23 protein-coding genes are annotated in these 24,252 nt (G+C 43.2%); 13 read left to right on the top strand and 10 right to left on the bottom strand.

Features of this window, described 5'->3' with window-relative positions; translation table 11 throughout:
* Positions 1 to 6 precede the first annotated feature (6 nt).
* From DZC72_RS17850 to DZC72_RS15490, 5 genes are all read right to left on the bottom strand, one after another.
* On the bottom strand, positions 7 to 174 hold the full coding sequence (locus tag DZC72_RS17850) for a DUF6747 family protein (protein WP_165776593.1): 168 nt from the start codon (positions 172 to 174) through the stop codon (positions 7 to 9).
* A 160-nt stretch (positions 175 to 334) separates the two neighbouring features.
* On the bottom strand, positions 335 to 1,102 hold the full coding sequence (locus tag DZC72_RS15505; protein ID WP_125223838.1) for a M48 family metalloprotease: 768 nt from the start codon (positions 1,100 to 1,102) through the stop codon (positions 335 to 337).
* 40 nt (positions 1,103 to 1,142) lie between these two features.
* A complete protein-coding gene (locus DZC72_RS15500) occupies positions 1,143 to 1,871 on the bottom strand; it encodes a M15 family metallopeptidase (RefSeq protein ID WP_125223837.1) in 729 nt (242 codons plus the stop codon).
* Between the two features lie 163 nt (positions 1,872 to 2,034).
* Complete coding sequence (locus tag DZC72_RS15495; RefSeq protein ID WP_125223836.1) at positions 2,035 to 3,195, bottom strand: gliding motility-associated C-terminal domain-containing protein; 1,161 nt, start codon at positions 3,193 to 3,195, stop codon at positions 2,035 to 2,037.
* 3 nt (positions 3,196 to 3,198) lie between these two features.
* Complete coding sequence (locus DZC72_RS15490) at positions 3,199 to 7,245, bottom strand: bZIP transcription factor (protein ID WP_125223835.1); 4,047 nt, start codon at positions 7,243 to 7,245, stop codon at positions 3,199 to 3,201.
* A 291-nt stretch (positions 7,246 to 7,536) separates the two neighbouring features.
* On the opposite strand from DZC72_RS15490, the gene DZC72_RS15485 reads away from it, so the two are divergent.
* The 6 genes from DZC72_RS15485 to DZC72_RS15460 all read left to right on the top strand — a co-directional run bounded on the left by DZC72_RS15485 (position 7,537) and on the right by DZC72_RS15460 (position 12,969).
* Positions 7,537 to 8,280, top strand: a complete 744-nt coding sequence (locus tag DZC72_RS15485) for a carboxypeptidase-like regulatory domain-containing protein (RefSeq protein ID WP_125223834.1) — start codon at positions 7,537 to 7,539, stop codon at positions 8,278 to 8,280.
* Positions 8,270 to 9,043 carry a hypothetical protein gene (locus DZC72_RS15480; RefSeq protein WP_125223833.1) on the top strand — a complete coding sequence of 258 codons (774 nt, stop codon included), beginning with the start codon at positions 8,270 to 8,272 and terminating at the stop codon, positions 9,041 to 9,043. Before DZC72_RS15485 ends, DZC72_RS15480 begins: the two co-directional genes overlap by 11 nt.
* Before the next feature lie 47 nt (positions 9,044 to 9,090).
* Positions 9,091 to 9,597 (top strand): DUF6702 family protein, encoded by a 507-nt coding sequence (locus tag DZC72_RS15475; protein ID WP_125223832.1) that lies wholly within the window; start codon positions 9,091 to 9,093, stop codon positions 9,595 to 9,597.
* 60 nt (positions 9,598 to 9,657) lie between these two features.
* The gene (locus tag DZC72_RS15470) at positions 9,658 to 11,967 is read left to right on the top strand and encodes a M1 family metallopeptidase (RefSeq protein WP_125223831.1); all 2,310 of its coding nucleotides are present in this window, start codon (positions 9,658 to 9,660) and stop codon (positions 11,965 to 11,967) included.
* A 78-nt stretch (positions 11,968 to 12,045) separates the two neighbouring features.
* Positions 12,046 to 12,384, top strand: coding sequence for a Sec-independent protein translocase subunit TatA/TatB (locus tag DZC72_RS15465; protein WP_125223830.1), 339 nt, complete (start codon positions 12,046 to 12,048; stop codon positions 12,382 to 12,384).
* A gap of 12 nt (positions 12,385 to 12,396) precedes the next feature.
* Positions 12,397 to 12,969, top strand: a complete 573-nt coding sequence (locus DZC72_RS15460) for a phosphatase PAP2 family protein (protein WP_125223829.1) — start codon at positions 12,397 to 12,399, stop codon at positions 12,967 to 12,969.
* Here the strand turns inward: DZC72_RS15460 and DZC72_RS15455 are convergent.
* The gene (locus tag DZC72_RS15455) at positions 12,935 to 13,576 is read right to left on the bottom strand and encodes an O-methyltransferase (protein ID WP_125223828.1); all 642 of its coding nucleotides are present in this window, start codon (positions 13,574 to 13,576) and stop codon (positions 12,935 to 12,937) included. The genes DZC72_RS15460 and DZC72_RS15455 overlap by 35 nt on opposite strands.
* A 61-nt stretch (positions 13,577 to 13,637) precedes the next feature.
* On the opposite strand from DZC72_RS15455, the gene DZC72_RS15450 reads away from it, so the two are divergent.
* The 3 genes from DZC72_RS15450 to DZC72_RS15440 all read left to right on the top strand — a co-directional run bounded on the left by DZC72_RS15450 (position 13,638) and on the right by DZC72_RS15440 (position 16,689).
* Positions 13,638 to 14,114, top strand: a complete 477-nt coding sequence (locus tag DZC72_RS15450; protein ID WP_125223827.1) for a GNAT family N-acetyltransferase — start codon at positions 13,638 to 13,640, stop codon at positions 14,112 to 14,114.
* 146 nt (positions 14,115 to 14,260) lie between these two features.
* The gene (kynU, locus tag DZC72_RS15445) at positions 14,261 to 15,532 is read left to right on the top strand and encodes a kynureninase (protein WP_125223826.1); all 1,272 of its coding nucleotides are present in this window, start codon (positions 14,261 to 14,263) and stop codon (positions 15,530 to 15,532) included.
* A gap of 8 nt (positions 15,533 to 15,540) precedes the next feature.
* Positions 15,541 to 16,689, top strand: a complete 1,149-nt coding sequence (locus tag DZC72_RS15440; RefSeq protein ID WP_125223825.1) for an MFS transporter — start codon at positions 15,541 to 15,543, stop codon at positions 16,687 to 16,689.
* A 26-nt stretch (positions 16,690 to 16,715) separates the two neighbouring features.
* Here DZC72_RS15440 and DZC72_RS15435 read toward each other — a convergent pair whose 3' ends face one another.
* Together DZC72_RS15435 and DZC72_RS15430 are read right to left on the bottom strand one after the other, a co-directional pair.
* Positions 16,716 to 17,882 (bottom strand): peptidase associated/transthyretin-like domain-containing protein, encoded by a 1,167-nt coding sequence (locus DZC72_RS15435; RefSeq protein WP_125223824.1) that lies wholly within the window; start codon positions 17,880 to 17,882, stop codon positions 16,716 to 16,718.
* Between the two features lie 28 nt (positions 17,883 to 17,910).
* Positions 17,911 to 18,585, bottom strand: coding sequence for a hypothetical protein (locus DZC72_RS15430; RefSeq protein ID WP_125223823.1), 675 nt, complete (start codon positions 18,583 to 18,585; stop codon positions 17,911 to 17,913).
* Between the two features lie 255 nt (positions 18,586 to 18,840).
* Between DZC72_RS15430 and DZC72_RS15425 the strand changes: the two genes are divergently transcribed.
* The 4 genes from DZC72_RS15425 to DZC72_RS15410 all read left to right on the top strand — a co-directional run bounded on the left by DZC72_RS15425 (position 18,841) and on the right by DZC72_RS15410 (position 21,126).
* On the top strand, positions 18,841 to 19,470 hold the full coding sequence (locus tag DZC72_RS15425; protein ID WP_243641760.1) for an RNA polymerase sigma factor: 630 nt from the start codon (positions 18,841 to 18,843) through the stop codon (positions 19,468 to 19,470).
* Positions 19,470 to 19,658 (top strand): hypothetical protein, encoded by a 189-nt coding sequence (locus DZC72_RS15420; RefSeq protein ID WP_125223822.1) that lies wholly within the window; start codon positions 19,470 to 19,472, stop codon positions 19,656 to 19,658. The genes DZC72_RS15425 and DZC72_RS15420 overlap by 1 nt, the downstream gene beginning before the upstream one ends.
* 7 nt (positions 19,659 to 19,665) lie before the next feature.
* On the top strand, positions 19,666 to 20,493 hold the full coding sequence (locus DZC72_RS15415; protein ID WP_125223821.1) for a mechanosensitive ion channel family protein: 828 nt from the start codon (positions 19,666 to 19,668) through the stop codon (positions 20,491 to 20,493).
* Between the two features lie 84 nt (positions 20,494 to 20,577).
* The gene (locus tag DZC72_RS15410) at positions 20,578 to 21,126 is read left to right on the top strand and encodes a ClpP family protease (protein ID WP_125223820.1); all 549 of its coding nucleotides are present in this window, start codon (positions 20,578 to 20,580) and stop codon (positions 21,124 to 21,126) included.
* A 73-nt stretch (positions 21,127 to 21,199) separates the two neighbouring features.
* Here DZC72_RS15410 and DZC72_RS15405 read toward each other — a convergent pair whose 3' ends face one another.
* Positions 21,200 to 23,146 (bottom strand): OmpA family protein, encoded by a 1,947-nt coding sequence (locus tag DZC72_RS15405; RefSeq protein WP_125223819.1) that lies wholly within the window; start codon positions 23,144 to 23,146, stop codon positions 21,200 to 21,202.
* A gap of 28 nt (positions 23,147 to 23,174) precedes the next feature.
* Positions 23,175 to 24,080 (bottom strand): PorP/SprF family type IX secretion system membrane protein, encoded by a 906-nt coding sequence (locus DZC72_RS15400; RefSeq protein WP_125223818.1) that lies wholly within the window; start codon positions 24,078 to 24,080, stop codon positions 23,175 to 23,177.
* Between the last annotated feature and the right edge of the window lie 172 nt (positions 24,081 to 24,252).

Genomic DNA, 24,252 nt, shown 5'->3' with positions numbered 1-24,252 from the left:
CAACCATTAAAATTCAAAACCGTTCAATGCCCTATGCATGAAAGCATATACGGCCATAAATAACATCAAGGCGCAAAACACGGAGTAGACCTTTAAGATCACCACCAATATTTCCGGTTTGCAATTTTCAAATGCGCCAACATAAAGATTCTTAAAGTGTGTCAGTGTTCCCATTATAGTGTCTTGTTTAGATACCAAAAACCTTTGGCATACATTACTAAATCAAAGCTATAAGGGTCAAATTTTAGTAGTTAAAGCGATTCGGGAGTCATAAATATAGTAAAAAGGATAGGGCAATGAGTATATAAATCCGATTATACGCAAAATTTAACGTTTAACCTTCGTTCCTATATTTTTCAATGGCTTCCCTAATTTTTTCTATCCTATTTTCTGGGTCTGGATGCGTGCTTTGAAATTCCGGAACGCGGTTTGGACCGGCGGCCGCCTTCAGTATTTCCATGACCTTGATCATTTCATTGGGGTCATAACCTGATTGTATCATAAATAATACGCCCAGTTCGTCACTTTCCAATTCATCATCCCTTCCATTGGTAAGCAGGGTATTTTGCCCTATGCTGCCCACAATATCGCCCATATCAGCACCAACGGAAGCACCCATGGTGACGGTTTGCCAGAAGGTACTTTCCGCTATTCTTTCCGCGGAATGTCTGCCAATGACATGCCCTATTTCATGGCCCAAGACCCCGGCAAGCTGGGCCTCGTTCAATTGGGAAAAAAGGGCGTAGGTAATGAAACACTGTCCACCCGGCAAGGCGAAGGCGTTTATGGTCCGGTCATCGGCCAATAGGTGAAAGTCGTATTTATAAGGGGTTTCCTTGGCAATGCTGCTGCTTACCAACCGGTTGCCAACGGCATCCACAAAGGCCTGTAATTTTTCATCGGGGTAGAGCCCACCGTGCTGTTGGGCCATCTCGGGCGCACTTTGCAATCCAATGGCGATTTCCTGCTCCGGGGACATGTTGATGGTTTGGGAACGCCCTGTATATGGGTTTTCCTCCTTATTGTTGCATTTTTGTATAAATGCAAAGGCCACTATGGCCAAACCGATAAAGATTCGGATTTTCCAACTTCCTCTTCTCATGATGTTAGTGTTCTATAGTAGAACCTAAGATACAAAAGAGTTACAGAAGTGCCCTATTTATGTCTAAAATATTGTTTTGGATGTAACTACGTAGGAAGGCCCGTGTAAAATTTTCGGCGCCAAAAAAATCCTCTTTTTCTAGTAGGGCCACTATGTTGATTCCTCTATAAGCTTCCAACATGGGAATGGACAAGGGGGCATAGCTATAATGCCATGGTTCGTATTTGAATCCCCTTCTTTTTGGGTCGTCCGTATAGACCAAGTAATAACCGTAGGTTTCTGAATGCTCGTCCATCCATAACTTAAAGTCCTCATAAGGACCGCCGTTACCATATTTTTCCGGATCGAGCACATCGCCGTCCACCTTTCTATAGCCGTCTATAATATCGGCATCCGTGCCCCAATGATGCCTGCTGGTTCCTGGAATGGTGGAATATTCGATTATTTTTTCAACCGCAGCCATGGGTTCCATACCTTCATCGGTGTAGGTAATGTACTTGCGTTCAAAAATGCCTTCCTGTCTGCTGAAATCCCGGAAACTGGAAACAATTTTAAGGTCGATACCATCTGAATAGGCCGCCTTTTTCATTTCCAAAAATGCGTCGTGCGCTTCTTTTCGAAGGTTGATGTCCTTACCAAAAAGTTCGATATTCGCCTTTCCCATCAATTCCGCTGTGGAATAGCCCATGTCCTGCATGATAAGGTTTGGAAGCAAGGAAAGCCCCAAGGCCGCTCCGCTACTTTTTTGGATAAAGGATCTTCTCTTCATTTTTTGTTTTTTTCCGATGGGTTAAGGATACCCACTAAAATTACTTAAAAATAGTGTGCGGACCGATTTTCATCGAACAACGCAATAAATACATAACGTTCTATAACCCCGAAATATTACCCATTATCAGAATCTAATTGTGCGCCAGGTAATGGGATAAAACCTATCTAGCCAGGTAAAGAAAACCTTGGTACTTTAAACCAAGGTCCAACATGTCTATCGTATAAAAATAGACACCTACAGGTAGACCATCTTCCCGACCGAAGACTATGTTGCCAACATTGGAAAAACCGTCAAATTCATCCACGTAGTTCGCCTGTTCGAAAACTTTTAGCCCAAAACGGTCGTAGATCCGCACCATGTTGTTGGGCGATTCCGCCAACTCCTCCACAAAAAAGCGGTCGTTGATACCGTCACCGTTGGGCGAAACAAAAAAGTTGTCCAAGGTAAGCACCTCTTTTTCCAAAGGTTCAAAAGGTATTTGGGACACCCCTAGGGTGACGATTTCATAATCGTTGGGAACAAAGGTGGCCGAAGTTGTAAACCCCTGTTCCAAATCGCCCGTAACAAAAGTGGCCTCCAAGTTGATCCACCTTTGGGACACTTTGCTCCACCCCACGGGAATGATGGTGGTGGCATCATCGGTTAGGTTGGCCATGTTGCTGTCCCTGTTCCATGAAATGGATATGGTGGAGGGAACACTGCCCTCCAAGCGCCAAAATTCCATATTGGAAACGGCGGCAATGTCTACGTCCAAGGTCTCAATGTTGAAGTTGCCCGGTATGACCGACTGTGTACCCGGGTTCTGGAAAAAATAAGCACACTTGGCAAAGGGATTTACGCTTTCAGAATTCAAGGTCAGGGGCCGCAAGGCGTCGTTGCTCCCCACGGGAAACATAAAATCCTGTTTGTTGGTGATGGCCGCATAGCCGTTTATTTTTTGAAGGTTGCCCTCCCCGTTGTAAAAGGCATCGGCCAAAAAGTTATAGTACACGGCCGGGTTCGTCTTTGGGGTAAACACATCCCCGAAAATGAAATTGGTGTTGTTGCCAGTATCCAAACCCAAAGTGAGAATAAGGTCATTTTCTACCGCTACCTCCACATCAAAGAACAGCGGCACCACAGTGCCAAAGACCGAGACGTTATCCCCGTAAAAACCCACAAGTCCGCGGTTTTCATCAAAGGGAGCCTCATTGATGAGGTCTGTATGAAAACCCAGATTGCCCCCGTCATGGATGCGGAGGTTCCCGATATTGTACAGGGCGGTTTGGGCAGAAAGTCCTCCCAACCCAAAAAGTACCGATATGAAAACAAGGATTCTCATGGGTTATTCTTTTTTGGAGAGCATTTTTTTGATGGCCTCCACTTGGATTTTTAACGCTTCCAATTCCTTGGAAAGTGCTTGGTTTTCCTCCTGTAAGGTTTCAATTTTCTTTTCTTGTTCTATGGTATGGAGGAAGAGTTCTTCTATTTTTTCAAGGTTTTGAAGGTTGGAAGTTCCCAAATCCCAAATACCATCCTTTCTAACTTCTTCTGCCGATTTAATACCTGGCAAGTGATGATTCTTCCTTAAAAATTCTTCAATTTCATTTAAGGTAATGAAATTATAAGATGGATCAATTATTGAAAAACCTTTAAAATATTTTTCAAATACATAATCTGGATGCTGATCAACTGCTCCTTTGAAAAAAGAACCAGCCCCTGCAGCCACAAAATTACCAGCTCCGGTTGTTTGAATGTTACTAGTTGTAGTTATTATATTTCCTCCAAAATCAGGATTGATTTTCGAACCATCTATGGCTGCACCAGGAGCTATATCTTCATTTATTATGGTTCCATTTAAAATCTTAGCAGTTTCGACGGAGTCATCAGCTAAATCATCCGCGTTAATACTAGAATCAATTATTCTTGCGGAATTTATAGAATTGTTTGCGATGCTCAATGGTGTGCCAGTCTGTCCATCTCCATCGAGTGTGGCATCTGAGATTACCGCACCTGCGGTCGGTGCCGCCCATGTGGCGACTCCACCTGCTGTGGTCAATACCTCCCCGTCTGCACCGGGAGCGATTTTGGCCTCTGTGACATTGGCGTCCAGAATGTTGGCTGTTTCAATGGCGTTTGCTGCGATGTCAGCGTTTGCGATAGTGCCATCTAGAATTTGGCCCGTTGTGATTCCTCCTATTGGCACTGAAAGGTCGGTTGCGTTGCCGTCCCCGGTAATCGTGGTTCCGTCCGTGGACACGGCACCTGCCGTTGGTGCGGCCCAAGTGGCGACACCCCCTACCGTGGTAAGTACATCCCCGTCCGCGCCGGGAGCGATTTTGGCCTCGGTGACATTGGCGTCAAGGATATTGGCCGTTTCGATGGCGTTCGCTGCGATATCGGCGTTGGCGATTGTCCCATCCACTATTCTTGCCGAGGTTATGGAGTTGTCGGCAATGCTCAAGGGTGTGCCGGTCTGTCCATTTCCATCGAGTGTGGCATCTGAGATTACTACACCTGCGGTCGGTGCCGCCCATGTAGCGACTCCACCTGCTGTCGTCAATACCTCCCCGTCGTCCCCTGGCGCAATCTTGCCCTCGGTAACGTTTGAGTCAAGGATATTGGCCGTTTCAATGGCATTCGCTGCGATGTCTGCGTTTATGATTGTCCCGTCGACTATTCTTGCCGAGGTTATTGAATTGTTTGCGATGCTCAATGGTGTGCCAGTCTGTCCATCTCCATCGAGTGTGGCATCTGAGATTACCGCACCTGCGGTCGGTGCCGCCCATGTGGCGACTCCACCTGCTGTGGTCAATACCTCCCCGTCTGCACCGGGAGCGATTTTGGCCTCTGTGACATTGGCGTCCAGAATGTTGGCTGTTTCAATGGCGTTTGCAGCGATATCTTCGTTGGCGATTGTGCCATCCGCTATCCTTGCAGAATTTATTGAATTGTCCGCGATACTAAGAGGCGTTCCAGTTTGCCCATCGCCTGTAAGCGTAGCGTCAGTATTTACGGTTCCTCCAGTGGGAGCATCAATCCAGTCCGTTTGTGTACCTGTTGAAGATAATATTTGGCCCGGCGTTCCGGCATCACCATCTTTATCCAAAAGCAGGTTGTCCAAGGTTAGACTTTGAAATATAGTAACGTTCGTATTGCCTCCATCTTCCTCCATTCTTAATGCTTCAACTCCACCAACAGCAAAACCAATTTCATCAGCTGCGGGTCTGTAAAGTCCAGTATCATTATTAGTGTCCCCGGAAAATGTGTAGGCTGGATTAGCAAGTGTACCATCGGCTGAGTTAACTCCTTCAACTCTTATTTCTCCAGCAACGTGAAATTTGTTTTGAGGAGGATTGGCACCATTTCCAATCCCAACATTTCCTAGCCCGGTAAAGATCAAATTTTGACTATTAAGATCGTATGTTCTGTCTTCAGCAGCTTGCGTTAGATTTGAGTTGCCTAAATTGTTACCGTTTTGTATAGTTGAAATCTGGTTGTCTACATAAGTCTTTACGGCTTGTTCAGTTGGAAATTCTATATCTGAATTATCAGACAGAGTACCATCAGTTGATTTATTTGCGGCGTCCTCCTTACCCAATAGACTAGTGTTTATTGTTGCAATAGCTGCTGTATTTGCCGTTAGAGCTGTAGTTATTGGAGTATCATTATACACAGCACCCCCATCCAAACCTGTTGTGATGGCATTAGGTGTATCAGTACTTACAATATTAATCGATGCTAATTCTGTTTCTGTAACAAAATTTGCATCAAGGTCTAAACTACCATTGAAGCCACCATTTGAACCTGTTACATCAAATCCTATAGCAGTGGGCGTTATTGCCGTAACAACTCCGTCAGCACCTCCGGCTCCTAGAATGGTGGCTATTCTTGTCTCAACGTAATTTTGGGTTGCCGCATCTTGAGGGTCAGTGGGGTCCAATAAATCATTTATTTGATTATTTCCTGCACTCGTTCCATTTCCCAATACATCTGCCAAATCTTGGGCGCCTCCTAAATTCGCATCCACATAGCCTCTGGTAGCTGCTGAGGTAGGATCGGTGGAATTATCCAAACCGATTATGGCGTTTCCACCTGCATTATTTCCTTGAGTTAAGACTTGTGCCAAATTTTGTTCGTCAAGATCCGTTTTTATGTATCCTAAAGCTGTTATATCGGCATCGGTCAATTGGGTATTTGTATCTATATCGGTCAAGGGAACTGCTAGTGTTCCTGCAATATCAGATATTCGTAACTCCCCCCCTGCGACTTCAAAAGTCAAGTTTTGCTCATTTATAGGGTCGCTTCCTCCGGAAGTAACTATATCCGCAATTTCGGTATCTACATACACTTTGACCGCATTTTGAGTTGGATATAAAGTGGTGGAATTTCCAAGTGTAGTTTCATTGGATTTATTCGATACATCTTCTTTTAAGGCTAAACCTGTACTTAAGCTAACATCGGTAGCAAAATCACTAAGGTCAGCTGTAGTAGGGTTTCCATTTTCAATGTTAATTGTCAATTCTTCATTTAGTAATGTGGCTGTGCCTAAATCCTGCTCATCCGTTCCGCTATTGCTTAAATTACTAAGATTGACAGTTTCTGTTCCTCCATCTTCCAATGTAAGCGTTATAATATTATTGACAGGATCAAAACTAAACACTTCAATTTCCTGATCATCTGACCCCACCAGAGCTTCCAAATTGATACTGTTGCTCCCTAAGCCCGTCCCAGGCACAATGGCCAAGGTATTGGTATCCTTGTCAAAACTAAGCTCATAAACGTCGTTCTGGTCCTGCCACAATACCACCCCGTTAATATCGGTAGCGAGCACGTGATTGGGAACGCTGGAAGCAATGTCCCTTGGTAAAATGGTACGATCTATGATGGCATCAGAATCCACGGATTCCGTGGCCAGTTCATCCGGGCCAACAGCCGCATCCCCCAGTTTGTTCCTTCCAATGGAGTTATCCTGTATGTCTACACCGTTGATGCCGCCATCCGCAATTTGTTCCGTACGTATACTATTGGTGGCTACTTCCAGATTGTAGTTGCCTTGGGTTTGGGTAATGGCGATGGTGCTTCTAAGGTTTTCAATGGGATCGTTCGTAAGGGTAAAGCTTACGGCATCGCAGAGATTTACCCATTGGGCACCATCAAAATAGTGGATACATTCCGTATCCGTATTGTACACTATACCCCCGCGCTGTGGGGCAATGGCCTCCATTTGTTCAGTAGACACCTTGGAAATGACCAATACCCTAGAATTGCTTTCCAGTTCCAACAAGGAGCCTGGGTCAATGTTCTGGGGATTGTCACCAATTTTAATCTGTGCAAAGGCTGCCATGGTTGCCATGCACAAAACAAAGGAGAGTATTAAGAGACGTTTCATATAGTGCTATTTGACTTGAAAATAGTGGGAAAACAAAAATAGGATTATCTATAGGCCAAACCTTTTTTTAGCGTTAAAATGATAGCTCTTTAGGACAAAATGTATGTTAAATCGGTTGAAATGAGTGTAGTAAACTCTTAGAGTGCACCATCTTGAATACGTGTTTTGAAGTACGTACAAGAAATTAACAAAAGTTTATTTGTCGGATTTTTTTTAAAATCGGTACATGTACGTACTTTATCTTCACTAAATAGGACTTGCCTATCTTTGTCAAGTTCATACAAATACATTATGGCCAAGAACTTACTAGCATCGGTTTTGTTTCTTTTCACCTTTTTTTTGTACGCCCAGGATGATGGGAGAAGACTTATTTACGGACATGTTTTGTATAAAAACGTGGATGTTCCCAACGAATATGTGATCAACTCTACCAGCGAAGAGGCCACGGAGACGGATGAGGACGGCGAGTTTGCCATTCGCGTAAAGGAAGGGGACGAGCTTGTATTTACGGCCGTGAACTACCAATACCAGATAGTGAAAATTACGCCAGAAATCCTGGAGAAAAACAGGATAATCGTATCGGTAAACGAGAAGATTACAGAATTGGACGAAGTGGTCGTCACCCCCGAAAACGAGGAGCGCTTTTTGCAATTGCGGAACGAGGAGTTCAAAGAGGTGGAATATGAAATTGACAGGGGCACGGAAGTTGAAAATATCGCCCTTTCCCAAACGGACCGTGGCATGCAGGACGGACTTAACTTTGTGAACATCTTTAAGGCCATCTTCAAGGCCAAGGCAGATGCCCCGGACGAAGGTCCGCAGGTAGCGGTAAGCGATGTCCTTAGAAGGGTTTATGACAATCGTTTTTTTATAGAGGACCTTCAATTGCAACAAAGCCAGATAGAACCTTTTTTGACCTATTGCGACCAAAAATTACCGGCAAGGTCCCTGTTACGTAAAGAGAATGAATTTCAATTGATCGATTCCCTGGTGAATCTGAGTAAATCTTTCCGAGAAACCTTGAATGAGGAGTAAATTCCTTTTATGCTTCATTTTTCCCGTTTTGGTTTTTTCGCAAACCGGGAAAACCAAAAATTTAGAAGGTAGGGTCACAAGCAAGGACGGTGACGTGGCGGCTACCCATGTGTTGAACATCACCACACAAAAGGCCGGTATTACGGATATCAATGGCTTTTTTAGTATTCCGGTGCACTTGAACGATACCCTGATTTTTTCGGCCGTGCAGTTCAAGAAAAAGCACATTGTGGTCACGCCCGCCATTTTTGCAAGCTCAACCATTGAAGTGCCCTTGGACGAGGCCTTGGAAGAATTGGACGAGGTGGTCGTCACCCCGTATAACCTATCCGGGGATATTTCCAAGGACCTGAAAATTTTAAATACGGAGCCCGTAGTAACCGCTTCCACCTTGGGACTGCCAAACGCTTACGTAAAGGTTCCTACCAAGGCGGAGCGGGAATTGTACGAGGCCACCTCGGGAAGCATTGGTATACCTTTGAACCCCATTTTGAATGGAATATCCGGAAGGACCAAAATGCTGAAAAAGCGGGTAGCGCGCGATAATTTGTATGACCGGACAGGACGAGTCCGTGAATTTTATGCGGATTCGCTCTACCAAACGGAACTGAAAATTCCCAAGGAAAGGACCGATGACTTTTTCTATTTTTGTGAGGTGGATTCCGCCTTTCAAGCGGTGGTGGATACCCATGACCTGATTCGGATTTGGGAATATCTTGAGCGGAGAAGTTTGGTTTATAGAAAGAACAATGGATTGGACTAGCAGGATTATTGGCATATCGTTTGTACAGGAATGACTAAATAAAAAAAATGAAACATCTAAAAAAGGGGCTGTTCCTGGTACTGTTGCTCTTGTTCGCCTTTACGGCGGCTCATAAATTTTATATTAGCGTCACCAACGTTGGTTATTCGGAAAAGGAGGATGCCCTACAAATCATAACCCGTGTTTTTTTGGACGATATGAACGCAGTTTTGAAAGAGCGATACGGGATTGCTTCAAAATTGGGTACTAAATCGGAGTCCGAATTGGACCTAGAGTATTTGGAAAAATATCTGCGTTCCAAATTTATCGTTGAAATAGATGGCAAAAAGGTAGATTATACCTTTTTGGGCAAGAAGTATGATACGGATATGGTCATCTGTTATATAGAGGTCCCCAAAATCAACCTCCCGGAAGTTTCCAGCATTGCTATTACCAATGAGGTGCTAACGGATTTGTTCGATGATCAACAAAACGTGGTCCACTTTAAGATCAAAGGCCAAAAAAAGAGTTTTGTCCTCGTGAAATCCGATACTAAAGGAATGTTAAATTTGTAACGTACGTTAAGAAATTCTTTAAAAAACTTTAATTTCCCGCGCACTAAAATGAACATTAAAATGAGAATATTCAAGCACACTTTTGCCTCGCTTTTATTTTTTGTGGGTGCTATATCCTTTGCACAGGAGGAAGCACAACAGAAAAGGGAGCCAGGCCACTACAATCAGAGCAAATTCAAGCAATTGTATGAGGAATTTGCGACCCCTAATACCTATCGCTCGGCATCGGGTGCACCTGGTCCGGATTATTATCAGCAACAGGCGGATTATGTAATGGATATTACCTTGGACGATAAGAATGCCAAGATTTTTGGCGAGGAAACTATCACCTATACCAATAACTCTCCGGATGATTTGGAGTATTTATGGTTGCAGTTGGACCAGAATGTACGTGCCAAGGATTCAAAGGCACCTTTGAGAAACGGTGGGGGCGTACCCTTGGCAGAGCAACCGGATGGTTTTGCCTCGAAATATATGGGAGAGCCTTTTGACGGTGGTTTCAATATCGATTATGTGAAGGATGCTTCTGGAAAAGCATTGCCATATACCATCAATTTTACAATGATGCGCGTGGATATTCCAACACCATTAAAAAGTGGAGAGCAATATACCTTTTCCGTTAAGTGGAACTACAACATTCCAGACCATACCGTTAACCGTGCTCGTTCAGGCTATGAATATTTTCCAAAGGATGGTAATCGTGCCTATGTAATTGCCCAGTTTTTTCCAAGAATGGCCGTATATAGTGATGTGGAGGGATGGCAGAACCATCAGTTCTGGGGTAGTGGCGAATTCGCCCTTACCTTTGGGAATTATGAGGTAGATATTACCGTACCCGCAGATCATATTCTGGACGGTACCGGAGTACTCCAGAATCGAAAGGAGGTCTATTCCAAAGAAATGATGCAGCGTTATGAGAAGGCAACAAAATCCTATGATAAGCCCGTAATCATTGTAACACAGGAAGAGGTGGAAGCCGCAGAAAAGGGCTTTTCAAATAAGACTAAGACATGGAAGCTTAAGGCTGAAAACGTTCGTGACTTCGCTTTTGCAACTTCCCGAAAGTTCATTTTGGATATGCAAGCTGTCAAAATAGGAAATAGGGACGTGATGGCGGTTTCCATGTATCCAAAGGAGGGAAACCCGTTATGGGAGGATTATTCCACCAAGGTGGTTGCCCATACGTTGAGGTCTTATTCCGCACACACGTTTGATTATCCCTATCCCAAGGCCATCTCCGTTCATGCTAAGAATCAAGGAATGGAGTATCCCATGATTTGCTGGAACTACGGTAGGCCCAATGAGGACGGTACCTATTCGGATAGGGTGAAATACGGGATGATGAGCGTAATTATCCATGAGGTAGGACATAACTTTTTCCCCATGATCGTGAACTCCGATGAGCGTCAGTGGGGCTGGATGGACGAAGGTCTTGATACATTTATGCAGTACATGGCAGAACAGGAATTTGGGGAAGCGTTTCCTGAAGCCATCGCTCCCAACGATAAATACCCTTCTAGAAGGGGCGACCCGGCGAAGATAGTTCCTTATATGAGTGGGGACCAAAGTACCATTTCGCCCATCATGTCCAATCCGGAGAACGTATACCAGTTAGGTCCAAATGCCTATGCAAAACCAGCTACAGCGTTGAATATCCTGAGGGAAACCGTGATGGGAAGGGAATTGTTCGACCATGCTTTCAAGACCTACGCCCAAAGATGGATGTTCAAGCACCCAACCCCAGAGGATTTCTTCAGGACGATGGAAGATGCCTCCGCCGTGGACTTGGATTATTTTTGGAGAGGATGGTTTTATACCACGGATTATGTGGACATTGGTGTAAAAGGTATCAAGAAATACTACGTGACGGACAAACCCACCAAGAAAATGCAGGAATATATGGCCGCCCGCAACATCACGGAGGCAGATTTGCCACCCATGGTTTATCTGGCCGAAGAAGACAGCGAGGACTTTGACCCTAATCTGAAAGGAAAATCGCCCTCCGAAAGTTCGCAAACACTCAAGGAATTTATGATGGACAATATGACCGCTGAAGAAAGGGCGGCCGTGAAAGAGCCAAAATATTTTTATGAGATTACCTATGATAAGCCAGGAGGCATCCCCATGCCCTTGATCGTGGAGTATACCTATGCCGATGGTACTACACAAAACATCACCTATCCTGCGGAAATCTGGAGAAAGAACGATGACGAGGTGAGCATTGTAGTTTCTTCTTCTACAGAGTTAACTGGTATCGTTGTGGATCCAAAAATGGAAACAGCGGATATAGACACTACCAACAATTCTTGGCCTAAAAAAGAGGAACAAAACGACTTTGACAAGTTCAAGGAAAACATCAAAGGAAAATAATCAAGATTTATTTTGAAAAAGCCCTGTTAAAGAACAGGGCTTTTTTATTGCGCATCCAAACTTGATTATATTTGTAGTATGATTTCAATACATTTTTTATTCATAAGTGGTGCCGAAATATTCTTCATCCTATTTATAGTGGTGATGGTTTTTGGGGCAGATAAAATTCCTGGTATCGCCAAGGGATTGGGTAAGGGCATGAGACAATTGAGAGATGCCACGGATGATATCAAAAGGGAAATACAGCGCAGTGCCGATAAGCAGGGAATAGACACCAGTGTCATCACGGATATTCAAAAGGATATCGATGATGTAAAGAGTAGTATAGATTCCGGTATCACCAAAGACATTAAAAAGGAGTTTGGTGAGGTTGGCAAGAAAATAGGGGATATATCCGGTACCATTAAAAGAAAGTAAGGAAACCTAATTATGTGGGACCTACTTTTGGAATGGGACCAGAAAATTTTGATATTCTTCAATAATCTGGGTGCGGACCCATACGATACTTTCTGGCAAACCGTCACGAAATATCCACCTTGGATTCCTCTTTTCTTACTCTTTTTAACTTTGATCCTTAAATCAAGACCTTGGAGGGAAGCACTAGGATTGTTATTCGTTCTTGGCATCATGGTTTTGTTCGTGGAGACCTTTTCCAACCTGACCAAATTGTTTTTTGAACGGTTACGGCCCAATAATGATGAAGCAATCAAATCCCTCATACGGGTTTTGGCAAACCCTTCGAGCTATAGTTTTTTTTCTGGACATGCGGCTATGTCCTTTTCGGTGACAACTTTCCTTTATTTTTCTTTGAGGCAACGTTTCCGGTGGATTTGGATATGCTACATATGGCCACTCTTTTTTATTGCAAGCCGTATCTATTTGGGGGTACACTATCCCTCAGATATCCTCGTGGGGGCCTTGTTTGGACTACTTTCGGCTTGGATATTCCAGGCATTACATTCAAACCTTATTTTACCCTACTTAAAGTCAAACCGTCCCTAATGGGCAATAATACGGTATCCAGTTTAGGGTGGTTACTCAATTTTTTGTTGTAATCCAATAAAACTTTAGTGGCTTTGTCATTTTTATCCAAGGGCTCCACGACCTTGCCGGACCACAACACATTATCAGATAGAATAACACTTCCAGCCCTTGTTTTGGGAAGCACTGCCTCCAAATAGTTGTCGTACTGTTTTTTCTCGGCATCGATGAATACCAGATCGAACGTAAAATCCAGATGGGGAATAATGTCAAGGGCATCCCCAACATGCTGGTGTATATGTTCCCCATAGCCACTTTTATCGAAATAAGTACGCTGCATATCCTGTAATTCCGGATTGATGTCAATGGTATGCAACGCGCCGTCGGCCCGCAGTCCTTCGGCCAGACATATTGCGGAATATCCCGTGTAGGTACCTATTTCTAGAATAAATTTGGGATTTATAATTTTAGATAGAACGCTTAGTACCCTTCCCTGAAAACGGCCCGTCAACATTCTTGGCTGAATAACTTTGAGGTGGGTTTCCCGGGTAAGTTCCTTTAGAACTTCAGGTTCTTCTTGGGAGTGTTCGGTCAAGTAATCTTCCAGTACCTGCGATAAAAAATGCATGAAAATCTTTTTACAAAAATAGCTTTTTAAGCATTATTTTTAAATGATGGAAAATGGTAACATGGATAACGGAATTGAAATTCGGGAAGCGGTAATCGAGGACCTGCCCATACTTTTAAAATTTGAACAGGAAATCATTTTGGCGGAACGTCCCATGGATCCAACCATTCGAAAGGGCAAAGTCAACTATTACGATCTTGCGGGGTTGATAACTTCCGATAATGCCCAAGTGCTCGTCGTCTGTTCCGGAACACAGGTAGTTGCCAGTGGATACGCCCTTATCAAAGAGGCCCGCCATTACTTGGACCATACGCATTATGGTTATTTGGGTTTTATGTACACCCTTCCCGAATTTAGGGGCAAGGGTGTCAACGGGAAAATTATCGAGGGGCTTAAAAGTTGGGTATTGTCCAAGGGACTTACCGAAATTAGGTTAACCGTCTACGACGATAATGAACCGGCCTTATCGGCCTATGAAAAAGTGGGTTTCAAAAAGCATATCGTGGAAATGCGGTTAGCGAATGATCCTAAGTCTTAAATCTGATCGTGCCCATGGTTTTCCTTTGTTCGTATATAACTACTTTTACAAGATGGAAACGATTTACAATCTTGGGTTTCCACCTTTTCTTGCAAATCCAATTACACCCAATTTAAGGAAGGGTTTATTATTATAAAAATTGAAGTATGGAGTTTAGAAACACCTTGGAATTTTCCCAAGAAATGGATAAAAATGATGCGTTGGCCAAGTATCGGGAAGAGTTTGTCTATCCAAAAGTAAATGGCCAAGAGGTCATTTATTTTACGGGAAATTCCCTAGGGCTCCAGCCAAAAAGGGCAAAAGCTTTTGTGGATAATATCATGACGGACTGGGCCGAGTTGGGCGTAGAGGGCCATTTTTATGCCGATAAGCCTTGGTGGGACTATCACGAACGTTTAATTCCCCCGTTGGCAAAAGTTGTAGGCGCAAAACCCGAAGAGGTTACTGTTATGAACACCTTGAGCGTAAACCTACACTTTCTCATGGTATCGTTCTATACCCCAACAAAAAATAGATATAAAATACTCTGCGAGGAAAAGGCTTTCCCCAGCGATCAATACATGCTTCAAAGTCAGGTGCGCTTTCACGGTTTTGATGTAGAAGATGCCATTGTTGAGGTAAAAAAGCGGGATGGCGAGCATTTTTGGCGGACCGAGGATATTCTGGCCAAAATCGATGAAGTAGGGGACGAGCTCGCCTTGGTGCTCATTGGAGGGGTCAATTATTACAACGGTCAGGTGATGGACATGGAGGCGATTACCAAGGCCGGAAAAAAAGTAGGTGCCAATGTTGGCTGGGATTTGGCGCATGCCGTAGGAAATGTGGAACTCAAACTGCATGATTGGAATGCCGATTTTGCCGCATGGTGTAGTTATAAGTATATGAACAGCGGTCCGGGAAATGCATCGGGGATATTTATTCACGAAAGATATTTGGACAAGAAAGATATTCCCAGGTTCGAGGGTTGGTGGGGAACCAAAAAGGCGGAGCGGTTTTTAATGAAGCCCCACTTTGAACCCATGCCAAACGCGGATGCTTGGCAGGTTAGTAATCCTGCGGTATTGTCCATGGCGCCTTACCTTGCGTCATTGGAGCTTTTTGAGGAGGTGGGTATGCCCGCCCTGATCGAAAAACAGAAGTCGCTCACGGGATATTTGGAATTTGTGCTGAGGGAAATTGACAAGGAGGTGGATAGTAGTTTTGAAATCATTACCCCAAAGGATAGGGGTTGCCAACTTTCCGTTTTCTTGCACGGTCAAGGCAGGGCCTTGTTTGACTTCCTCATGGAAAATGGGGTGATTGTGGATTGGCGCGAGCCCAATGTGATCCGTTTGGCACCGGCGCCATTTTATTGTTCGTATGAGGATATGTACAGATTTGGACAGATACTCAAGGAGGGCATATTAAAAAACACTTGACAAGTTAGATGAAATCGCTCGGATTGATTTTTTCCAATGCCCGTTACTTTGGACCCTCATGGGTATTTGCAAGTATCAATATCCTTTTTGGGACCTGGGCCATTTATATTCCAACCGTAAAGGAAAACTTGGGTATTGACAAATCCCAGTTGGGAATCGCCATATTTTGCCTATCCTTAGGAGTATTTATAGTATTTCCTTTTGCATCGTCCATTATTAATCGGATTGGGGTAGGAAAGGCCACTTGGTACGGTGTGCTGATCAGTTGTTGCACCGCTATCCTACCGATTTTGAGCCCAAGTTACTATGCGTTGATGGGCAGTCTTTTCTTATTCGGTGCTTCCAACGGGTTTACTGATATATCCATGAATACCCTAGTGACCGAACTGGAGAAAAAGGACAACGCCAAATTCATGTCGGCCTCCCACGGTTTTTTTAGTCTGGGCGGTGTTTTGGCGGGATTGGGAAGTTTTTTGATAGGTCCCTTGGACAATCCTGTTTTACATATGGGCTTGGCTATCGCCCTTGTTTTCATCGTTAATTTGATGTTTTATAAAAATTTTATGAACGAAGTTGCGGCGAACATAGAGAAGGAAACCTTTAGCCTTAAACTTTTTAAACCCTTGCTATTGTTGGGGCTTATTTCCTTTATAGCCATGGGAAGCGAGGGCGCTATTGTGGATTGGAGCGGGCTTTATTTAAAGGAAATAAGTTTGGCCCCTGAAGCCTTGTGGGGCGCCGGATTTTTAGGCTTTCAGGTTACGATGACTTTGGGTCGGTTTTTGGGGGACGGGGTAAGCGCTAGTATGGGTTCTGTAAAAATGGTGGCCCTGGGTACGGTGTTAAGTATTATCGGCTATGCATTGGTATTGACTACTTCCACCTATTTGGCGATTGTGGGATTTGCCATTTGTGGTCTTGGTTTTTCCGCTATGGTCCCGGAGCTATTTCGAATCGGCGGAAACGTAAAGGGTGTGGATTCTTCCAAGGGCGTTTCGTTTATCGCCGGGGCCGGCTATTCCGGGTTTCTATGTGCACCGCCTATTTTGGGTTTTTTGGCCGATAATTATTCCCTCAAAACAAGTTTTATAGTACTGTTGGCAGTGGCTTTGTTTATTCTTGGGGCGACGGCAATCCTTAAAAAGAGGAGGGGGTAGGGGAGAATTTGGGTGGTCCAATAGCCTTAGTTCATGTTGCCTTTCGTCTTTAGCCCAGAAGTTCCCTTACCAATAGTCTGTATAAACTCCTTGATTTCTTCCGTTACTGGAAGCCAGGATTGTTCTTGCCAATAGGCTTCATTATACGGATGTTTCAGCATAAAAATATCCTTATGCTCATTGACGTTGCTTTTTATTTTTTCATTGCCAAAACTTTCCGGGGTGTATAAGGTAATTTCCATTTCATAAACATCTGGTTTTGGATGTTTTTCTGTTTTAACCTCTAAGGAAAACGTACGTTTTGCCCTATGCAGATAATAAAGCCCTTTTTCCACATCTTCCTTAAAGTACATGGAGGAACCACCTTTTAAAACATGGGTATATTTCTCCAAATCTGTTTTAGAAGTTTTTTGAGCCCCTTTGAGAAATAATTCAAAAGATAAGATGGCATTATCCTCTTCATTTATAATGTAGTGCCCAGTGGCGCTACTGCCATCCTCTGTTGGTAGCGAATTGAATTCTACCCTAATTTCTTCACTGTTTTCATAGGGCTTTTCAATAACGTCGAATTCTGGACCCATGGCGTTCAACCGCATGAATTCGCCAAAAATATTGTACAGCGAAGGTAGCTCAAAGTTAACGCCATATACATCCCTAACAATCCCCAATTGCCGCATTTCCGCTAATTGTACCTGATAATCCTTTTTTTCCATTTCCAAACCATTGCCGTAAATGGAGGTTTTACGTAGTAGCGTACCTGTCATATCCTGTAGCCGAACCAGGGTGTCGTTTTTTCTGAGCAACGCCCGTATAAAAAACGTTTCTGTATGCGGGGTCAATAAATAATTGGAATTTATTGAATCCTTGATTTTCTGAAGAATCTTTTTGGCGTTGGTGACCACCACCTCGTCCAAGGCCACTACATTTTTTTCTAGGTAAATAGTATCCTTTAAGGATGCTCTTGTGAGCTCTTTTTTTTCGTACCCGTTTCTAAAAAATAGGATGGTATCCAAGGAGGTTCTTAATAGGAACCTACCATCGGTATTGCTTATGGTGCTATGCTTCCTGTTGAATATATGCACGAATTCCAAGGGGATTTTTTCATCGGCATCCATTATGACACCACCAACTTCCGATTGGCCGTGCACAACCACCCCATATAAACAAAAAGTTAGTAGTAGGTACTTTCCCATGGTCCCCATAATTCAATGGAAATTTTGTTTACTCCACTTCAATCCCCGTGAAGTACAATTGGAAATTGCCTTCCCCCATTTTGTGCATGGTGGCGATGTTGAGGCCATCCATTTTTTTGTAGTCCTCCCAACTGGTTATCATTTTGGGTTCCTCTTGGTTGCCTCTTCTAAAGACCCATTCCTTAATGATATAATCGTCCCCAAAATAAAAGTCATAGGCATCCCCGGGGGTGTAGCCACCTTCGTTTCCGTACACAATTGTCAGTTGTTGCATGGTGTCCTTGCTCATGGGGGCCTGTACAGAGTCGGTAAGCGAGTATTGAAAGCTATTTTGGTCCCAGACCAATTGGTAGGGGGCCAGCATCCAATATTTGTCGTTGATGAAACCGGCATCGGTTTTTGCTATCACACTGTCCATTTCCTTACGGTTGTAACGGAGCGTATCTTCATGGGTCATAAAAACGACATCGTTGGTTTTTGGATGCCATTGCCACGTGCGTTCAAAATGCGACGAATCCCTATCCACATTGAACGTGAATTTGATGCGCTCTATATTTTTCCAATTTTCGTAGCCATTGGCATCGGCTATTTTCTCCAATACGGTTCTTTCTCTTTCAATGGTTTCTTCCTGCTTTTTCTCGTTGTTTTTGCAACTTCCAAGTAAAACCAAAAAAAGCATCGGCACAAATAAGCAATTTTTCATAGTGGGTATCATTTAGGTAACAAGATACTATGAAGTAGTTTATACTTTTTCAAATTGGCTAAAAAATCGCACAAATTCACCCATATTTTATCTTTTTCTCACTTCGTAGCCAGCTATGAAGCTCAAAAAAGCCTTCATTTGGGCACAATGCTTTCTCCCAATAGCTATCGGGATTCGCTTCAATTCAAAAAGTTTAAACCACTTCAATAACGGAAACTTTAACCTATTTTTGTTTTTCATAATATCTTTTTGGAGGTGACCTTCTTACGCAAATTGTGTCTTATCATCGTAGGCAACCAATTCAGGACAGAATTGGGTGCCAACGACCCTTACAAGGATATTACCGATGAAGATCTTGTAATGGAAATAGTGGCTAAGAAGGATTCCATGTTGTTTGGTATCCTTTATGATCGCTATGCCAAAATGGTATACAACAAGTGTTACGGTTTTGCCAAATCACAGAAGGAGGCGGAGGACCTTACGCAGGATGTCTTTTTAATGGTATTCGTAAAATTGGCTTCCTTTAAGGGTAAATCAAAATTTTCAACATGGCTTTATTCCTTCACGTACAATTTTTGTGTTAATTATGTCAATAGGGATAAAGGAAGAAAAATAAGTGAGAAATCCAATGAAATAAGTGAAGAGGAATACAGATTGTCCCAAGAAGTGACGGATGAACATTTATTGGAATTGCAAGTAGAGAAACTGAAAAAAGCCTTGGAAATGATTCCCGGGGAGGACAAGACTATCTTAATGCTAAAATACCAGGATGGTGTTTCCATTTCGGAATTGGAATCTACCCTGGAATTAGGTACGAGTGCCGTAAAAATGAGATTAAAAAGAGCCAAAGCTAAAGTGATAGAAGCTTATAATACGTTACCCTAATGTTTGAGCAGGATCAAAATCCATTTAAGCGAATGCAGGGAGACCTTAAGGACGTCCCTCAAGAGTTACGTCAGAAGGTGATGAACGACGTGGCCATGGCCAAACTAATTATGGAAATGGCAACTCTTTTTACTTCCAACTATGGCAGTCTTATAGAAAGCTTATTAAAAACCAAGAAAACTAAATAACTGAACTATGAAAACACTTAATGAACTTAAAGATACCTTGTCGGACAGTTTTGGTAGTTTACTCAAGTCCGCCGCTGAAATGATACCCCAAATCGTGGTGGGAATTATAGGCTTGATTGTAGCTTGGTTGATTATCAAAATCATTCTTTTCATCCTGAAACGGGTTCTGAAAGCGGCCAAGATTGATGTGCTATCCCAGCGCGTCGCCGATGCAAAATTGTTTGGGGACAGGCAACTTAAAATCGATTTGCTCAAGGTAACCTTATCCGCTACAAAAATTCTTTTGATTTTAATGTTTACGGTGGTACTTGCCCAGATGTTAAAATTGAATGCCATTTCCGATGCCATTTATTCCCTATTGGGCTATTTGCCAACCTTTATTAGCGCGTTGTTAATACTTATAGGGGGGCTTTATTTGGCCACGGTAATAAAACAGGCAACGTTAAAACTATTTGAATCTATGGGTGTGGGTGGATCTAAAATGGTAAGTGGCACCCTTTTTTATTTGATCACTTTTTTTGTTTCAATAACCGCTTTGAACCAGGCCGGTGTTGAGACCCAGATCATAACCAGTAATTTTACCTTGGTTTTAGGCGCCTTTTTATTGGCGTTCGCCCTGGCTTTGGGTCTTGGTGCCAGAGAGGTCGTTGGCGATCTTCTACGCACTTTCTACTCAAGAAAAATATACGAGGTAGGGGACCAGGTCAAAATTGGTAAAATTGAGGGAAAGGTAGAAGCCATTGACAACATTTCCATGGTCGTGAAGACCAAATCGGGCAAGTTGGTCGTACCCATCAAGAAAATTGTGGAAAGTACCGTGGAGGTAAGTGACTAATTTTGAACGATTTTTTGCGTGTATCAAAATAAGAGGGATTCATAATTTATTCCTTAATTTTGAAGCTGATTAAAAATAATACATATGAGTTCTAAAAAAGGAAAAATACAGGAAGTTATAGATGAGAAAATGTTGGCCGAAAGAAAGGTCTTTCTTTGGGGACAGGTAGATGATGATTCCGCCAAACATGTGATAGATAGACTTCTGTATTTGGATATGCAAAACCATAAGGAAATACAATTGTATATCAATAGTCCTGGCGGATATGTAACTTCAGGATTTGCTATGTACGATACCATAAAATCGCTTAAAAGCCCGGTTTCTACCATTTGTACAGGTTTGGCAGCCTCCATGGGCTCTATTTTGCTGTCTGTGGGAAAAAAAGGAAGACGGTTCATACAGCCTCATGCCCAAGTAATGATACATCAGCCAAGTGGCGGTGCAAGGGGGCAGGCGTCCAATATTGAAATTCAGGCTAGGGAAATTATCAAGACCAAGGAATTGAGCGCAAAAATACTGGCGGACAATTGTGGTCAGTCCTTTGATAGGGTATTAAGGGACTTTGATAGGGATTATTGGATGAATGCCGAGGAATCCATCGAATATGGCATTGTTGATGGTATCCTTGAGTAGGTACAGGAAATATCATAAGAAATGAATAAACCCCGCTTTTAGGCGGGGTTTTTTGTTAAAAGTCATAAAAGGGTTATTTAGCCAATTGTTTTCCCTTTTTTATCTGTAAAATAGGGAATTCCGTTCTTCGGTTGAGCTCCAAGTCCTCCGGACTACAATCCTGGAAACTGGTACAATCGTTGACCGGTCTTCGTTTTCCAAAACCTTTATAGGATACAATTCGGTTTTTTTCAATACCGTTGTCTATGAGGTACTTATAGGTAGAATAAGCCCTTCTTTCCGATAGGTCGTCGTTATATTCGTGGGTTCCCATTGGGTCCGTATGGGATTCCAGGGCAATGATCATATCCGGATAGAGATCGTTCATTACATGGATTACCTTGTCCAATTCCACGGCCGCATCCGGTCGGATATTGCTCATATCAAAATCAAAGTAAATCTTTTTAAGCCCTGCCAAAAGTTTCAAGTCCAGAACGGGATCCAATACGATATCCTGCCTAAGGGTCTTTTGACTAAAAGAAGCCCTTGAGGTATCAAAGAACACGTTCTTGTGTGGGTGCGTACTACGAACCGCTTCGATCATGTAAGGCGTTTTTCGCTGCAAGGGAAATTTGTAGTATCCTTTTTCATCCGAAAAGGTTTGGGCAATGATAGTATTGGTCTTTTGGTCGAACAAGGTCAACTGTACACTGTCCAAAGGTTTTAGGTTGATACCGTCCGTCACGTAGCCTTCCACCTCAAGGGCAGGAGAGAACCTAAATCGGTAGATATCATCTGATCCCACCCCGCCCTCTCTGTTAGAGCTAACATAGCCGTCTATCCCATTAGGGAAGCCATAGTAGGCAAAATCGTCCGCTGGGCTGTTTATTGGCGTTCCCAGATTAATAACATCCACAAATTCGCCCTCCTCGTCCGTAATGGTGGAGAATACGTCCAACTGTCCAAAACCTACATGGCCTTCCGAGCTGAAGAACAATTGTCCTTCCTCGTTTATGAACGGGAACATTTCGTTTCCTTCGGTATTTATTACCGGTCCCAGGTTAACGGGTTTACCGATGCCTCCCCGTTCGTGAATTTCTGAATAATAAATATCGGTTCCACCATATCCACCAGGCATATCGGAGGTATAATAAATTCTTGTCCTTTCTTTATTTACCGTGGGGTGCCCGGTTGAATAATAGTCGCTGTTGATGGGCAAGCTTCTATCCTCCATCCATTTACCGTCTTTCCTTTTGGCACTGTATATCTTCAGGTTTATCTCGTTCTCCGCGCCGTAAGCCGCTTTTTTGTCAAAGTAATTGTTCCTTGTAAAATAGATGATGGTATCCTTTGCATAGTCCGTTGAATAGACCGGCGAGCTTTCATGGAACTTGGAATTTACGTTCCCCTCCAAAGGCTCGGGATCGTAAAACGGGATGTCGTCATAGACCCAGAAAATGTCCAACCAAGGTTCGTTGTTCCAACCATAATTGCCCTTGGTCAAGTGATTTGTTCTACCTGAGGCAAAATATAGCTTGCCTTGGTGTAAATAGGCGCCAAAATCACTGTGTTCCGAGTTAAAAGTTACGATGTCCAATTGATACCGTTCCTGACTGTTGAAAACGATGGAGGCCAGGTTTCCTTCCTTCAGGAACCTATTGACCCTGGAGTCGTTCTTGTTGTACTTTTTGTATTTTTTAAGCCATTCCTCCGATGCTTCCAATTGGCCATCGCTGTAAAGAGCCATGGCATATTTGAAGTACTGATCCTTGGAAATGGCATCACTATGGATTATGGCCTCAAAATGGGGAATGGATTTTTTAAAGTCCCTCAAAAGCAAATAGCACTCCGCCAATTGCTGATGGGCATAACTGGTGTTAACACCTCCATTGAGCATGAGTTCATATTCTGGAATGGCCTTGGCGTAGGAAAATTTACTGAAGTAATAATCCCCACGTTGCTGGGCCCCATATTGGGCACTGACCAAGGAGCAACCAATCAATAGTGCAAACAAGGCGATGTATGCTTTTGTAGGTTTCATTTTTGATAAGATTAAGCGGGTGTTTTTATTAGAAATATCTGGGAGATTTTATACCTCCGGGTTTTCTTTTGAACACTTCGTATATTAGAATAATTTCATGGGTACCTCCCGTATAGGGCCTCACCGTTGAAGTAGGTAGGTCATAGGCATAGCCCAAACGAAAGTCCCTGGATACCTGGTAGTCCATCATGGCCCCAAAATTGGAGGCATCGTTGATCCTGTAGGAGGCCCCTATCCAAAACTTTTCATTGAAAAGTAAGTTGGCCGTAAAGTCATATGTAGCGGGTGCACCGTTCGTAATCTTGGCAATGGAGGTAGGCTTGAACTTAATGCTGGGGGAGATGTCCACGACCACGCCACCAATGGCGTAATAGCTGTTTCGTTCCAATGCCTCAAACTCCCCGTCGTTGAGGTCCGTATTGGATATCCTTGGCGATGAAATACCAAGATACCACCTGTTGGAGCCTACATAGATACCCGCCCCGAAATTTGGTTTCCATGCATTGAAGTTGGCATTGAAAAAAGGATCGTTGGGATCTGGATTGTTTAGATTATAGTTGGTAAACCCAGCCTTGAGCCCAAAGGACATCTTTACCTTGGGATTCAATAGTACGGAATAAGAAAAGTCCCCATACACGTAGTTTGTGCTTTCATCGCCCAACCTGTCATTTATATAAGATACTCCTACACCTATCCGGTTATTTCGAAGCGGTGAGTGTACCGATAGTGTATTGGTCCTTGGGTTTCCTTCCAAGCCTGCCCACTGGTTCCTGTGCAATAGGGTCACGTTCAAGGTTTCCCTGCTACCCGCATAGGCCGGATTCACGGAAATGGTATTGTACATGTATTGCGTAAACTGCGGTAGCTGTTGCGCGCTAACAAACGTAGTCAGCAGCAATGCCAATAGGGATAGGTATTTCGTGTAAACGTTCATGGTTTGGGGTTTAAACGTTTTTACTAAAAAATAAGTAGGTTTATCAAATGCAAAGTTAAATTAGTAATACCCCTATTTGGAATTAAATCGTTTAACATCGATTTATTCTCGATTTTAAAATATTTCGTCGTTCAATAACAATTTTTATAGACGACGGTAAGTTCCTTTTAAT

Origin of the sequence: Maribacter algicola (assembly GCF_003933245.1) — a bacterium.
In the GTDB taxonomy this organism is placed as follows: Bacteria; Bacteroidota; Bacteroidia; order Flavobacteriales; family Flavobacteriaceae; genus Maribacter; species Maribacter algicola.
The sequence above is the reverse complement of the archived record's forward strand: the minus strand, read 5'-3'. Positions and strand labels throughout refer to the sequence as shown.